The following is a 14,397-nucleotide window of genomic DNA, read 5'->3' on the forward strand; positions in this document are numbered from 1 at the left end:
ATTACACCCTCCTGTAGAGATTTCTGCAATGTCTTTCACCGTAGTACAGTCTGAGAAATTCCATATCTTTAAAAACAACCTGAACATCGCCAAACTGAGCTATCAACTCAAAGAGTTTTTTCACGCCCTCTTCAGGATCACTCACAGATATGAAGTTTTTTCTTTTTGCATACTGTCCAAGAATGCCTCCAAGACAAACTGGAAGGTTAGTTCTACTCATCGGCACAAATGCAACAGATTCAGATGAGTCAATAAGTTTAGACAAGTATCCTTTTGCGCTTTCATGATCCTTCCTTTTGACTGCTTCACTCAAAAGCAGTACCAGAGCCTGAGGATCGAAATTGCAAAGATTTTCTACCAGATCTCTGTCGAAAGAACCGTTGTTCACAAAATCAATTGCCTGATTGAGTATGATAATTCTTGGGCAAAACGTGTACTCATCGCTTTTTGATATCTTTGCCCTGCATGCAGCGTATTTAGCACATGCATAAGCCTTCCTGTCCAGTACATCTGCGATTTTAACTGCCCTTTCTTCATCTTCTGTCAGTGCAGAAACTATTAGTGTCAATAGTTTATATCCGCCCTGTGATACACAGCTTGTAAATAAGGAAGTATTTACCTGCCCGGTATCGTAAGCATCGATTAAAAGGCCGATATAAGGGTCTTTAAGGCTATTAAAAACCACTCTGAAAAGTTTTGCAGCATCGCGAAATCTACCAGTAAAGAGCAAAACTTCGGCAACCGATAACAGTGCAACAGGTGATGATGGATATTCCCTGAGCAAATTTTTCACGGCTTCTACAGGTGGCTTACAGGTTGAATACAAATCCTTAGTCAAGTTGAGCGCTTCAAAATAAGCACTCTTTTGCTCATTAAAATCCGATTTGGTGAAATCACCTTCGATGAATGATCTCAACTGTTCCAGAAAAACTCTATGTACTGTATCTTCAACCTGATTGATCTTTTTGTAAATCGAACGTCCTATAACAGAATCATTTTCACCATAGGTAAAACGGTTGAGATCATAAATCGACCATATATCCTGAACGGGTATATTCAATTCTTCCTCAAAGGTTATCTTGGGTTTGGATGGCGAAATGTCTTTTTTGGGTTGTTCCTTGGGTTTCAACCCCTTTTTTTCAAGATCTTTTTCTAATTCCATTTTTAACTTTAGCAGATTCAGAATCCTTTCGTCCTTCTCTTCTTCCATCCGAACAAGCCTCCAGTAAACCATGTGCCCTGAAGCTGTAATAACTTTCTCTTCCCACTACCAGATGGTCTATCAACCTGATACCAAGTATATCACCAGCTTTGATTATCATTTCGGTCGCTCTTTTGTCTTCCTCGCTTGGTGTGGGGTCTCCCGATGGGTGATTGTGAACAATGATCAATCCACCGGCATTTGACCTGACTGCAATCCTGAAAATCTCAGCAGGATGAAATAAGGTCTGGTTGCTCGTTCCATGTGTTATATCTTTGTGAAAAACCACAAAGAGCTTGCTATCAACAATGATAACACGTAATACCTCTTTTTCAAAAAACCTCATATCGTGGCAGTATTCAAAAACAGTATCCGGTTTGTCCAAGTTGATACGCACATCTGAGAGTTCTTTATACAACCTCTTACCAAGCTCGAGCGCGGCTTTCAAAGAAGTTGCTTTTGCAATTCCAATTCCACTAACAGATGCAATTTCCTCCAATTCCGCATTGGACAGTGCTCTGAGTGACCTATCGAACTTGGCGTATAATTCCTCGGCAAGCTGAAACACATCCTTTCCCCTTATGCCTGTTCTCAAAAGTATTGCGATGAGTTCCTGTTCAGACAAACCTTCAGAACCAGCCTTCATCATTCGTTCTCTTGGTTTCAGAATTCCACCACCCTTTTTTATAAAAATACTCCCAAAGGTCGGCAATGGGAAGACCTATCACCACATATGGATCACCGACAATCGATTCGATGAAAACGCCTCCGAAATCCTGTAAACCATAAGATCCCGCCTTACCTGAAGAATAATTGTGCGCATAATATTCGATCACTTCTTGTGGCACTTTTCTGAATTTGACCCGTGCGGTTTGCGTCTTCAGCCAGATTTCACCAGGGCTAACGACAGCAACACAGGTATGAACCTGGTGCCATCTTCCAATTAGACCAGAAAGTTGGGATTTAGCATCAAAGATATCCTTTGGTTTACCAAGAATAATTCCATCAATTTCCACAACTGTATCAGCACCTATGACCACAGCATCTGTGGCTCTGTCAAAAACACTGAGAGCCTTTAAAAGTGCCAGTTTTTCCACAGTTTCTATGGCATCATCAGTGTTTGTCTCCTCTATCTGAGGAACCACCACCTGGAAGTTTTCGAACAGTATTTTTAGAATCTTCTGTCGGCGCGGAGACGAAGACGCTAAGATCAATCTTTTGAACACGAGAGATCACCTTTCCAGCTATATACGCATTTGCAAAAGCACCGGGTAAACCAAGAACCACCATGTACGGTAAGATCCAGAAAAGGGCTCTACTGCCAATAAAAATCGCTCCAACAAAGGTCTGCACAACGTTGTTTGTGACACTACCAAAAACACTCACACCCAAGAGTCCAAAGATATTCATTTTGAATATCAATGCTTCTATCAACGCCGCTGAAATCGATCCAAAAACACTCATGAAAAAAGCCACATCCAGAAAATGACCAATGATCAGTGATCCAACAAGGCTCTTGCCAACTGCTACGATCAAACCATCTTTTACACCAAAAACAGCCACCGATATGAGCACGACAAAATTCGAAAAACCCCACTTTCCATTTGGAAATGGAAATGGAACGAAACTCTCAAGAACATACACCGCTATACCAAGTGAAATGAAAAGGGAGTTCAGCGCGATCTTCTTACTCCTCACCAGGTCATCACATCCACCTTGCTTTTTCCCACAAACTTCACAACAACTTTGTTGGGAATGCATACTATTACACCGTTTGGACCAACCTTTCCGGTTTTCTCGCAAATTTTCAAAGGACAGTCGCTGTTCTTCACATAAACTTTCCCGCTTTCAAAAACTACATCCATGACATGTCTTTCTAAATCTTTCAATTCGTATTCACCGTACTCTTTCAAAACGGTGACCAGCCGTCCATCCTTCCAGATTTCCACATATCCTGTGGAATCACTTTGATGCGTTACAAAAAAGAACAGCAAAAAAACCACAGCTATGACGGCAACCACAGCAAAATCTATCAACCTGAAAATCTTACCTTGGGCGCTCATAGGTTGAAAACGATGGTGATTTGTGAATAGCACCATTCTCGTCAATCAACAGAACACTTCCACCGAGCTGTGGATACTGTAAAACGACGTATTCCCATTCCTGAGCCATGACAAACCCCGATGTAGAAAGAACATCAGCCGTTGTCGCGTCCTTTGCTATGACTGTAACAGATTGTGCCCCTTTTGCAGGATAACCAGTTTTAGGATCAAAGATGTGATGGTATCTTATTCCATCGACGATGAAATACCTCTCGTAATCTCCAGATGTAGCCACCGCACCATCTGTTAAATAGATATAATCTACAGCCGAATCTGCCTTGCGTGGATCTCTCACACCTATTACCCATGGTCTGGAACCAAATTTCGGTCCTATAATCCTTATATCTCCTCCTGCTTCGATGAAACCCGTACATTTTGAATCTATTTCTTTGGCTATCTGATATGCCCTGTCAAGCGCATAGCCTTTTGCAATCCCACCAAGATCCAGTTTTGCACCATCGTTCAATTTGATCCTCCTTGTTCTGCCATCCAGCTCAACTTTTTTAACCCCGCAATGATTGAGAATTTCATCTATCTCTGCTTTAGAAGGTACCACAGTCGGAACCTTTTCGGATATCCTGTCAAATCCCCAGAGTTTTATCAAATTACCCAGAGCCGGATCAAAAGCACCCTCGGTGAGCTGTGAAAATTTCAATGCCGCATCAATTAAAACAAAACTCTCTTCATCAAGATCAACCAAGTCATTTGAAGAATTTATCTTGCTGATAACGCTCTGTGAACTATTTGGATCGAATTTTTTATAAACCCTGTCTAATTCATTAAAGATGATTTCAGCCATATTTTTTGAACCTTTTTTGGAAGATACCACGATCCTGCAGTATGTTCCAAGTGTGAAGCCTGTGTATTCATAGTAATTAGGTGGTGTACGCACAAAGACCAGAATCAGAAAGGCAACGACAATAGCGATACCGATCAATAGAACCGAGAACACAAAATTGTTGATCCTCAGAAAATTCTTGCTATCTTTTTTCCGCACTTTTTGCACCTGCCTTCTGAATCTAATGCCGTGATTTGGACATCATACCCCCGCCTTGTGACAACTGTCGTTCCACAGTCTGGACAAACAGTGCTCTCATATCGTGGATCCCAAAGATTTCCAATATAGACAAAATCGAGATATTGACGAGCCAGATTGTAAATATCTATCAACCCTTCCACAGAAGTGGGCGGATCAGCCATTTTGTAATTTGGAAAATAACGCGATAGATGAAGTGGCAGGGATCGATTTAGATCAGCCAGCCATTTGAATTCATTTTCCAATTGTTTCATGTCATCATTTATACCAGGAACGACCAGAGTTGTTACCTCCACATGAATTCCATACTTCACAGATCTTTCGATGGTTTGCTTGACAGTTTCTAAATCTCCACCAAGGCGGCGGTATATACTTTCATCGAAAGCTTTAAGATCAATATTCATGGCGTGAATAGACTGGAGCAACAGGTTGAGCGGCTCTTTTTCCACAAGACCGTTTGTTACTAAAACATTGTACAATCCCTCTCTGGCTGCTATTCTGGAAGTATCAAGTACAAATTCAAACCAGACGAACGGCTCGTTATAAGTATAGGCAATTCCCTTCGATCCACGTTCAACTGCAATGGATACTAACTGTTCGGGAAGAACCCGCTTTGTTGGAGCCATCTGCTGGGATATCTCCCAATTCTGGCAGAAAGCACATTTCATATTACAGCCAAAAGAACCAACTGATAGTATTTTGTCTGAAGGGTTGAAGTGAAATAAAGGCTTTTTTTCTATCGGGTCGATGGCAATTGAAGTGATCTGCCCGTAATTCATCAATTCCATTATTCCATCTTGGTTTTTTCTTGTCAGGCACAGCCCTATTTGTCCTTCGCTCAGCACACAGTGATGCGGACAAAGTTCGCATCTCACCTTTTCATCGCCAAGGCTGGTGAAATAGAGCGCCATTTTTTGCACCCAACCACCCCTCAGTGATACCTTTCTACGGTAAATCTGTACACAGTAACCTTCTCAGAGAAAAAGATACCGGCTTTTCTCTTTGCAATTGAAAGCTGCTGTTCAACTGTATCGACACCTGGCAGGTCTGGCAGCAGAAGACCCCTTTTGAAACCGCTCACAACTATCACTCCATACTTTTTTGGATCAAGCTGATTTATATCTGATACTTTTTCTGGCTCGCTCAAAATATCAACGCTGACCTGTATTTCATCGAATTCTTTTTCCTCAACAGGTGGAAACCTTGGATCTTCTGTTGCGGCTGCTATTGCATTGTCTCTTATTTCCTCAGCCAGATTTGATTTTGCTGGAAGATAGGTACCTATACATCCCCTCAAACTACCATCCAGCCTGTGTAGGCTCACAAAAGCTCCGGTTTTTCTGGTCAAAAGCTCCTGTGGAGCACCGTCTCTGAGTGGATCAATCTGTATATGGTCTTTTATCCAGTACTCGATACTTTTGATCGCCCATTTTACATAAGGATGTTCCCCTTTCACCTTGATATCCCCCCTTTTGAGTTACTAAGTGCGAGAAACTCAAAATCTTCTTTATAGATGAGCATACTTCCTCCCTTTGGTAGCGAACGCGATGCAATCACCTGTGCAAGACTCTGAGCAAAGGCAATGTCTTTTTCGAGTGGTTTACTTGCTTTTAAAATCCCTTCGATTTTCACAATGCAGTCGTAATCTTCAAAAAATTCATCCCACGAAATGAGTATCTGACCAGAAAATTCTTTTGAGAAAAAACTGTGGACGTACTTCATCTGTTCCACAAGATCACTGAATTTGGAAGGCAAACAAAGCACTATCTTTCTTTTAGAAGTCTTCGAAAATTCTTTAAAGTAGTATATGCACTCACTCAACTTGTTCACGACGGTATTCAAGCCCATTCTGTATGATTCAATACTGAAATCGGCTGAAGGGATCAATACTATCCTGATCCCCGCAGAAAAAAGTTCGTTCGCAAAAGCCAGAGAATGCTCATTGCCCACCACGAGTAACAGATCGATTCCATATTTGAGAAGATTCTCCATTATTCTGTATTTCCAGTTCTTTGGTATATCCTGTAAAGATGAACTTGAAAGTACAGATCCACCGGCGTTCTCAAATTTTTTTACCGCTTGTTTGTCTATGAGAAACGATTTTCCCTGGTAAAGTCCTTCCCAGCCGTTCAAGAAGCCTACGAGACTATCCTGAGATTTTTGAGCAAGTGTGTGAATGAACTTGTTAACGCCCGGGCATACTCCTTCGACTAAAAGCCCTGATCTCACCAGAATCCTCCCAGATAAATTATACCCTCTGAAAGCCATCAACGGCTTTTGGAAAAGAGACTCAAAAACCTCTGAGGACAAAATTTGGAAAGTAATTTTTGCAGATATTTGCTATACTCTGCACATCCTGGTAACTTGCCTGTGGCAATTTGCTGAAAGATGGATCAAGGGTACTGCCCTGTGTTCTACAGTTTTGGATCACATAAGTTGAAGCACCGTATAACCATTCACATATTCGGTGAAAATCTTCAATCGAAAGTAATGAAGGATGAAAAGTCGTTCGAAATTCGTAGTCTGGTGCGAAAGTCTTTATGAGTTCAACTGATTTTTTTACATTCTGTACATCCACCTTAGATCTACAGATCTGATGATATTTATCTAACGGAGCCTTTATATCCATAGCCACAAAATCGAGCAGTTTCAATTCAAGCAATTCTTTAAGCACATATGGATTTGTACCATTTGTATCGAGCTTTACCTTCAACCTAAACTCTTTAACATCACAGATCATTGATCTGAGATTCTCATAAAGAGTCGGTTCACCACCAGTAAAACATACACCATCTATCATCTGATGGTTTTTCAGCAACCACTGTAAAACTTTTCCCCAGGGAATTTGATAATGACAGCTATCCCTACTGATTAGGTCCTTATTATGACAATAAGGGCATCTGAGATTACACCCTGCTATGAAAACTGTAGAACACAAACAACCCGGATAATCCAGCAGGCTTACTTTGACCCAACCCTGAACTGAATACATAAGCAGTCATCCACAATGAACTTTGTACGTATTTCTGATCTTGAATTCTTCTTGCTTTCCTGGGTTCCAGTTCTGTACAGGCCTGTAAAAACCAACAACCCTGCTCCACACCTCTGTAGCTCGACCACACATTGGACAACTGTATTGTTCACCCGGTATGTATCCATGCTCCTGGCATATGCTAAAAGTGGGAGTAATGGTGATGTAAGGTAAGCGATAATTCTCAAAAATTCTCTTTATCAATAATCCGATTGATTTTGTGTCTTCGATTCTCTCTCCCAGATAAACGTGGAAAACGGTTCCACCGGTGTACCTGATCTGTAATTCCTCCTGCATCTGCAGTGCTTCAAAGAGATCTTCAACTTCACCCACTGGAAGCTGAGTAGAGTTTGTGTAGAATGGTTCGGCATCACCGCTGGTGAATATATCTATAAAGCGTTCCTTGTCGATCTTTGCAAGTCTGTAGGAAGTACCCTCAGCTGGAGTTGCTTCAAGGTTGAACAGATTTTTTGTCTGTTTTTGATAATCAATTAATCGCGCTCTCATAAAATCAAGAACCTTGATCGCAAAATCTTTACCCTCTTCGGTGTTGATGCCCTTTTTGAACAAATTCACAAGGGCTTCATGCATCCCGATTAAACCAATCGTACTGAAATGATTATGCCAATATTGTCCAAAAGAATCTTTGATCTTCTTCAAATACACCCTTGAGTATGGATACAATCCGGCCTCGGTCAGTTTTTCAATAATTTCTCGCTTAATCACAAGACTTTCTTTTGCAAGATCCATGATATTCGACAATCTTTCAAAGAACTCATCAACCGATCGCGAAAGGTACCCAAGTCTTGGCATGTTGATAGTCACAACACCAATGGACCCCGTCATTGGATTGGCACCAAATAACCCGCCTCCTCTTTTGCGTAATTCACGGTTATCAAGTCTGAGCCTGCAACACATACTCCTGACATCTTCTGGCGACAAGCCAGAACTCACAAAATTCGCAAAGTACGGCACACCATACTTGCAAGTCATTTTCAAAATCATTTCCGCAACCTCGTTATTCCATGGAAAGTCAGGAACTATGTTGTAAGTTGGTATGGGAAAGCTGAAAATTCTTCCCTTGGCATCTCCCTGGAGCATCACCTCGCAAAAAGCTTTGTTGAGCATGTCCATCTGTGCTTGAAAATCTCCATAACATCTGTCCTGATACTCGCCACCTATGATAACCGGTTCGTGAGCAAGGTACTTTGGCACCGTTACATCCATCGTTATGTTCACAAAAGGGGTCTGGAACCCGACTCTTGTTGGAATGTTCAAATTAAAAACAAACTCCTGCATGCATTGCAATACATCTGAGTAAGACAAACCATCATAAGCTATGAAAGGAGCAAGAAAAGTATCGAAATTAGAAAATGCTTGAGCACCCGCCGCCTCACCCTGCAACGTGTAGAAGAAATTGACCACTTGCATGAGCGCAACTCTAAAGTGTTTTGCTGGTTTACTTTCAACCTTTTGTTCAACCCCACCAAAACCATAGATTAAAAGGTCTCTCAAATCCCATCCACAACAATAGGGAGCAAGGAGATTCAAATCGTGAATATGAAAATCTCCCTGCAGATGAGCCTGACGGATCTCCTCTGGATAGATTTTTTCCAGCCAGTATCTTGTGGTCAAAGCTGAAACTATGTAGTTGTTCATACCCTGAAGCGAATAATTCATGTTGCTGTTTTCCCTTACTTGCCAATCCTGCAACGAAAGATATTTGTCTATCAGATCACTGGTATCAAAAGACATCTTCACACCCCCACAATCTACTATATATAGTGTACAATTAAATTGTACACTATATATCGTATAAAGTCAAACAGGATACGAGAGCTTTGCCAATTGATGGGAAAAAATTTGGCAGCGCGTTAGCGCTGCCATTCATTTTCTGAGGGAGGTGTATAAACAGGTGTACAGGCCAGCTGTGAGTTGAATCTGAACCAACTTTTTTATTGGGATTACTTTAAACTGCGTCTTTTTCTGCAATGTTTTGATCCGTGAATCGATAATCTCTCTGATCTTTTCTGATGTTTCTGAAAGCAGACGATCTTTATTTTTTTGAGATTTTACAAGCCGGTAGAACATACCCCATTTGAACAGAGAATAGGATTTAGTGCTTATCTGATTGTCAAATTTTTCTGCCACAGTTGCGTTTCTTTCAAGTTCTTCAGCCGTTTGAGCCCAACGAAGTCTTGCTTGATAAGATCTTTTGAAGGATTCCATGAAATATTCAAGTGCATCCTGGAATTTGGTATGGGTATCGATGTAGCTTTTTATCTTTTCATACAGTGAAATGAGATGCTCCATATCATTCTTGTCTGATTCAAGATTTTCAAGAACTAATTTTCTTCTACTTATCTTTGTTGGTTTGGTATTCTCAATTCGTTCGTCATAGTAGTAAGGTACCTCACAAACAAGTTCAAAGACGTTCCTGCTGAAACGTTTAGCATACCCTATGCTGCTTTCTCCGCTCATTATAATTGTTGCAGGATCGACACTTGCATATTTTTCATAATAGTCATACGCATCTACCGTCGTTGGCATCAAAAAAACCGCGCGGTGAAATTGTTTTGCATATGGCACTTCTGGTTCACCGAGTGACAGTGGTACGTTCTGATCTTCAGCGGCTTTTTCGAAAATCGGATACAGCAAGGGTGCATCTTCACTGATGTAGTAGTAAACCCCACCAAAACCTGCATTGTGTAAACTGTATATGAATGATGGTGGTGCCTGTTGTATTATATTCATGAGTGCCTGCGTCTCCGGCGTAGGCTTATCAAATTTGAGAGTTTTGTATTCTATCGGGAAAGACCATTCTACCTGTTCATTTCCCGCTGGCCTGTAATAATTGTACACATACTGCCTGAAAGAATATGGTTTTTTGAACCATCCTTCATTGAGTTTTGCTCCATCTACGTCGGCAGCTTTAACAATATACCAGGTGAAATCAAAAATATCTCTTAACTCTTTATTTTCAGCCAGTTTCCAGGACAGATAATCCAGCATTACACTGCCAACTGGCTCGTTTGGATGAGGAAAACCATAAAGCAGAGCAGACTTACTTCCATTACCAATCCTCAGGCATAATATTGGCTCACCATTTGTTGATTTACCAACCTCAAAAAGGTCAACAACCTGTGGAAACTGGATTTTCAACTTCTTTGAGGATTCATTCAGCTCATCAACTGTCATGAATTTCCTGTAATCTGGAACTTGCCTAATAACCTGTTCAATAATGCTCATGTCCTTTCCCTCCTTATACTTTCAGGCATGAAGCATAATGACCTGGCTCTATTTGTCTGAGCTGTGGGGTCTGTTTTTCACATTCACTATCTGCAAATGGGCACCTGTTTGCAAAATTACATCCAACCTGCGGTTGAAAAACCCCCATGAGTTCTCTGGGTTTGATCCTTTGTTTTTTCTCAAAAACCGATGGCGAATAACTCACCAAAACTTTTGTATATGGATGCAACGATTTTTCCACAACATCAGATGATTTTCCCATTTCAACAATCTTACCAAGATACAAAACTGCTATCCGATCACTCACGTATTTTGCTAAGGATATATCATGCGTTATAAACATCACAGTGGTTTTCTCTGTTCTGACAAGATCAAGCATGAGATTTATTACACTGGCTCTGACAGATAAATCAAGCATTGAAACGCACTCATCTGCTATCAAAAAAGTGGGATTGAGCATCATAGCCCTCAAAAGCGAGATTCTCTGTAACTGTCCGCCTGACAACTCATGCGGATATCGACTCAAAAAAGATTCAGCAGGCTCAAGCCCGGCACGGTGCAAAAAGTGCTTTATTATTTCTTTCCTTTGGGAATCACTTTCTCCAATCTTGTTTATCTTCAAGGGAATTTTAAGAGAGTCTTCTATGGTTAATCTTTGATCAAAAGATTCATACGGATTCTGGAAAATTATCTGAATCTCTCTTCTTGTATCGGAGGAAAGCTTTGTCGAACCACTTATTCTGTTTCCCTTGAAAAGGATCTCACCTTCTGTCTCTTTCTCTATTCTGCTGAGCACCAAACCAAGTGTGGATTTTCCACAGCCACTTTCACCCAGAACTCCAAATATTTCACCCTGGTCTATATCAAAACTCACATCATCGAGTGCTTTCACAACGTATTTTTTCAACAAACCCACTGTGAAATATTTTTTCAGATTATTTACCTGCAGTACTCGCATGATCTATTCCCCACCTTCAAACAAGCCACGTGATGCCCTTCAAATTCAAAAACAGGAGGAATTGTTTCAAGGCATTCTTGTGATGCTAAATCACATCTGGCGGCAAAAACACAACCATTTATCTGCTTTGAGAGGTCAGGAAGGTTTCCTGGTATACTGTACAACTTTCCGCCTTTCTCAGCAAAATCTGGCAAGGAGGCAACAAGAGCCTTTGTATATGGATGTAATGGTCTATGAATCACCTGATCTTTGCTTCCATACTCCATGAGCCTTCCAGCATACATAACGGCGACATCGTCACAGAGTTCCGCTACAACCCCCAGATCATGGCTTATCACCATGCCTGTTAAAGAAAATTTCTCGATCAGGATCTTGAGTTCTTCTATTATCTGTCCCTGTGTAACTACATCAAGAGCAGTAGTAGCTTCATCCAAGATCACAAATTTTGGTGAGTTGACAAGTGCAAGTGCTATCATAACCCTTTGCATCATTCCACCTGAAAGCTGGTGAGGATAACATTCAAGCACTCTAACTGGCAAGTTAACTGTGCTCAAAAGCGATTCGAGCCTTTCTTTGATTTCTCTCTCATCCATCTGTGGATTGTGCACTATCAGCGCTTCTGACATCTGTGTCCCAATTTTGTGAACAGGGCTCAAAGCATTCATTGATCGTTGAAAAACCATCGAGAATTCTTTCCATCTAAACTTTTCAAGCTCACTATCGCTCATTGAAGTTATCTGATGACCCAGCAATTCTATTTTTCCTTTTATCACATGTGCATTTTTTGGAAGAAGCCGCATGATTGCGTGTGCCAGCGTACTTTTACCTGAACCTGATTCCCCAACGACACCAAGAAATTTCCCTTTTTTCACAGAAACATTCAAATCTTCAACGGCATGTATCTGCTTTTTTCCAACCATATATCTAACAGTTAAATCTTCCACATCGAGTACATTCATTCTTCACTCACCTCACCAAGAGCTGGATAGAGTGCCTTTTGCAATCCGTCTCCTATAAAAGAAAATGCAATAACGGTGAGAATTGTGAAAATCCCAGGAAAAACTATGATCCACCAGGCGAAAGTCATGTAAGATTTTCCTTCACTTATCATCTTGCCCCAGCTCGTTACGTTTGGATCGCCAAGTCCAAGAAAACTGAGCGCAGCTTCTGTCAAAATTGCTCCACCAATCTGAAGTGCACTGTTTGCAACAACAGGATACATACCATTTGGGATGATATGAGAAAATATTATTCTAAGGGTACTTTCACCATTTGCGCGTGCTATTTTAACAAAAGCCCTTTCCTTTATGCTTAGGGTTTGTGCCCTCATAATTCTCGCATTCGAAGGCCATGTAGTCAGACCTATCACAAGCATTATGTAGAACAGATTTCTACCAAATATGGCTACTATTATCAGTATCAGAAAGAATACCGGGATCATCAAGAAAGAATCAATGATCTTACTCACTACTTCATCCACTATGCCTCCATAGTAACCTGAGAGTGTACCAATGAAAATACCTATCAATGCCGAAAGACCAGCCGCAACAAATCCAACAAGGAGTGATGTTCTGGTACCAAACACCACGCGACTGAAGACATCCCTTCCAAGGTGATCTGTACCAAAAAAGTGCTTCAACCCCGGTTTATAAAGAACATCTCCTGTCATCTCACCAGCTTTGTAGGGAGCTATTTGAGAAGAAAATACCGCAAAGAAAACCATCACTAAGAAAATGAATAAACCTGCCATTCCATAATTATTTGATAAATATCTCTTCAAAAACGATTTGAATCTGCTCACACAATCACCTCTAAGTCAATCTGATCCTTGGGTCTACGAAAGCAATTACTAAGTCTGTTATAATCATAGCTATGCTTATAAACACAGCCATTAAAAAGTAAATCCCGAGTATCAACTGATAATCTCTTCTGTATATTGCATCCAGCAGCAATCTACCCATTCCGGGCCAGGCAAAGACCGTTTCAATAATCGTTGCACCCGTTACTGAAAATCCCATGGTTATTCCAAAAACCGTCAAAGAAGGGATAATAGCATTTCTAATCACGTATTTTTTGAAAAGTCTCTGTCGTGGTACCCCTATTGCAGTTAAAGTTGTCACATAGTCCTGTTTGTAATTTTGAATTATACTTGCTCTCGTTACTCTGTAAAAAACTGGCATTTGGATCAAAATAAGAGTTACAGCAGGTAGAGTCAAATGATGCAGTAAATCCAAAAATTTGCGCATTCCTTCATAAGATTCTCTCAAATTGAACATACCCGAAGTTGGGAACCATCTAAGTTTTGCAGAAAATACAAGGATCATTATCAAACCAAGCCAAAAGGATGGCATTGCATAAAGTATGTAGGAAATGATCGATACAAATGTATCTTTGCTCGATTTTTGTGTCTTGCTAACGAATATCGCAAGATAAGTGCCTATAAAAAAGGCAATAAGACTGCCTGTAACTGTTAAAACCAAGGTCGGCCCGATTCTCTGCTTTATCAAAATCCAGCTTGGTTGATCATAGACATAAGAATAACCAAAATCCCCTTTTAATAAATTTCCAATGTACTTAAAATATTGCACGATGACTGGCTGATCAAGTCCATATCTCTTTTTCAGGGCTTCTATCATTTGCTTGGACGGATTTTCAAGGCCTACCATTATCGTAACAGGATCACCCGGTGCAAGATGAATTATGAAAAAATTCAGAGTCAAAACCAAAAACACCAGGATGATTGCAGAAATGATTCTCCTCACCAGATATCGAGCAAAATGATCCATGCGGCAACACACTCTCCTTTAAGGATAAGCCACC

General features: G+C 40.7%; 16 protein-coding genes. All 16 read right to left on the reverse strand.

Annotated features, from left to right (window positions below; all coding sequences use genetic code 11):
- Window position 1: 1 nt before the first annotated feature.
- Window positions 2-1,210, reverse strand: a complete 1,209-nt coding sequence (locus AC4E92_RS07535; RefSeq protein WP_490239985.1) for a hypothetical protein — start codon at window positions 1,208-1,210, stop codon at window positions 2-4.
- Window positions 1,140-1,889 carry a RadC family protein gene (radC, locus tag AC4E92_RS07540; RefSeq protein ID WP_490240028.1) on the reverse strand — a complete coding sequence of 250 codons (750 nt, stop codon included), beginning with the start codon at window positions 1,887-1,889 and terminating at the stop codon, window positions 1,140-1,142. Before radC ends, AC4E92_RS07535 begins: the two co-directional genes overlap by 71 nt.
- Window positions 1,831-2,427 (reverse strand): Maf family nucleotide pyrophosphatase, encoded by a 597-nt coding sequence (locus tag AC4E92_RS07545; RefSeq protein ID WP_490239986.1) that lies wholly within the window; start codon window positions 2,425-2,427, stop codon window positions 1,831-1,833. Before AC4E92_RS07545 ends, radC begins: the two co-directional genes overlap by 59 nt.
- On the reverse strand, window positions 2,315-2,899 hold the full coding sequence (locus tag AC4E92_RS07550) for a Gx transporter family protein (RefSeq protein WP_490239987.1): 585 nt from the start codon (window positions 2,897-2,899) through the stop codon (window positions 2,315-2,317). The genes AC4E92_RS07545 and AC4E92_RS07550 overlap by 113 nt, the downstream gene beginning before the upstream one ends.
- Window positions 2,896-3,264, reverse strand: coding sequence for a NusG domain II-containing protein (locus AC4E92_RS07555; RefSeq protein ID WP_490239988.1), 369 nt, complete (start codon window positions 3,262-3,264; stop codon window positions 2,896-2,898). The genes AC4E92_RS07550 and AC4E92_RS07555 overlap by 4 nt, the downstream gene beginning before the upstream one ends.
- A complete protein-coding gene (locus AC4E92_RS07560; protein ID WP_490239989.1) occupies window positions 3,248-4,300 on the reverse strand; it encodes an FAD:protein FMN transferase in 1,053 nt (350 codons plus the stop codon). The genes AC4E92_RS07555 and AC4E92_RS07560 overlap by 17 nt, the downstream gene beginning before the upstream one ends.
- Window positions 4,270-5,259, reverse strand: coding sequence for an AmmeMemoRadiSam system radical SAM enzyme (amrS, locus tag AC4E92_RS07565; protein ID WP_490239990.1), 990 nt, complete (start codon window positions 5,257-5,259; stop codon window positions 4,270-4,272). Before amrS ends, AC4E92_RS07560 begins: the two co-directional genes overlap by 31 nt.
- Before the next feature lie 11 nt (window positions 5,260-5,270).
- Window positions 5,271-5,795 carry an AmmeMemoRadiSam system protein A gene (gene amrA / locus AC4E92_RS07570; RefSeq protein ID WP_490239991.1) on the reverse strand — a complete coding sequence of 175 codons (525 nt, stop codon included), beginning with the start codon at window positions 5,793-5,795 and terminating at the stop codon, window positions 5,271-5,273.
- Window positions 5,792-6,568, reverse strand: a complete 777-nt coding sequence (locus tag AC4E92_RS07575) for a 6-phosphofructokinase (RefSeq protein ID WP_490239992.1) — start codon at window positions 6,566-6,568, stop codon at window positions 5,792-5,794. Before AC4E92_RS07575 ends, amrA begins: the two co-directional genes overlap by 4 nt.
- Before the next feature lie 61 nt (window positions 6,569-6,629).
- The gene (locus tag AC4E92_RS07580) at window positions 6,630-7,331 is read right to left on the reverse strand and encodes an anaerobic ribonucleoside-triphosphate reductase activating protein (RefSeq protein ID WP_490239993.1); all 702 of its coding nucleotides are present in this window, start codon (window positions 7,329-7,331) and stop codon (window positions 6,630-6,632) included.
- 6 nt (window positions 7,332-7,337) lie between these two features.
- Window positions 7,338-9,125: a ribonucleoside triphosphate reductase gene (locus AC4E92_RS07585; RefSeq protein WP_490239994.1), complete on the reverse strand. Its 1,788-nt coding sequence runs from the start codon at window positions 9,123-9,125 to the stop codon at window positions 7,338-7,340.
- Between the two features lie 132 nt (window positions 9,126-9,257).
- Window positions 9,258-10,619, reverse strand: a complete 1,362-nt coding sequence (locus AC4E92_RS07590; RefSeq protein WP_490239995.1) for a M14 family zinc carboxypeptidase — start codon at window positions 10,617-10,619, stop codon at window positions 9,258-9,260.
- A 13-nt stretch (window positions 10,620-10,632) separates the two neighbouring features.
- Window positions 10,633-11,577, reverse strand: a complete 945-nt coding sequence (locus AC4E92_RS07595; protein WP_490239996.1) for an oligopeptide/dipeptide ABC transporter ATP-binding protein — start codon at window positions 11,575-11,577, stop codon at window positions 10,633-10,635.
- Window positions 11,559-12,536, reverse strand: coding sequence for an ABC transporter ATP-binding protein (locus AC4E92_RS07600; RefSeq protein WP_490239997.1), 978 nt, complete (start codon window positions 12,534-12,536; stop codon window positions 11,559-11,561). Before AC4E92_RS07600 ends, AC4E92_RS07595 begins: the two co-directional genes overlap by 19 nt.
- Window positions 12,533-13,378 (reverse strand): ABC transporter permease, encoded by an 846-nt coding sequence (locus AC4E92_RS07605; RefSeq protein WP_490239998.1) that lies wholly within the window; start codon window positions 13,376-13,378, stop codon window positions 12,533-12,535. The genes AC4E92_RS07600 and AC4E92_RS07605 overlap by 4 nt, the downstream gene beginning before the upstream one ends.
- Window positions 13,379-13,388: 10 nt before the next feature.
- Window positions 13,389-14,363 carry an ABC transporter permease gene (locus AC4E92_RS07610; RefSeq protein WP_490239999.1) on the reverse strand — a complete coding sequence of 325 codons (975 nt, stop codon included), beginning with the start codon at window positions 14,361-14,363 and terminating at the stop codon, window positions 13,389-13,391.
- Window positions 14,364-14,397: the final 34 nt, after the last annotated feature.

It is taken from the genome of Pseudothermotoga sp., from assembly GCF_031962025.1.
Classification (GTDB): Bacteria; Thermotogota; Thermotogae; order Thermotogales; family DSM-5069; genus Pseudothermotoga_B.

Coding starts and splice junctions, on each gene's coding strand:
- AC4E92_RS07535 (WP_490239985.1), bottom strand. CDS start 1,210: ATGGAAGAAGAGAAGGACGAAAGGATTCTGAATCTGCTAAAGTTAAAA.
- AC4E92_RS07580 (WP_490239993.1), bottom strand. CDS start 7,331: ATGTATTCAGTTCAGGGTTGGGTCAAAGTAAGCCTGCTGGATTATCCG.
- AC4E92_RS07590 (WP_490239995.1), bottom strand. CDS start 10,619: ATGAGCATTATTGAACAGGTTATTAGGCAAGTTCCAGATTACAGGAAA.
- AC4E92_RS07600 (WP_490239997.1), bottom strand. CDS start 12,536: ATGAATGTACTCGATGTGGAAGATTTAACTGTTAGATATATGGTTGGA.
- AC4E92_RS07610 (WP_490239999.1), bottom strand. CDS start 14,363: ATGGATCATTTTGCTCGATATCTGGTGAGGAGAATCATTTCTGCAATC.
- AC4E92_RS07585 (WP_490239994.1), bottom strand. CDS start 9,125: ATGTCTTTTGATACCAGTGATCTGATAGACAAATATCTTTCGTTGCAG.
- AC4E92_RS07595 (WP_490239996.1), bottom strand. CDS start 11,577: ATGCGAGTACTGCAGGTAAATAATCTGAAAAAATATTTCACAGTGGGT.
- AC4E92_RS07555 (WP_490239988.1), bottom strand. CDS start 3,264: ATGAGCGCCCAAGGTAAGATTTTCAGGTTGATAGATTTTGCTGTGGTT.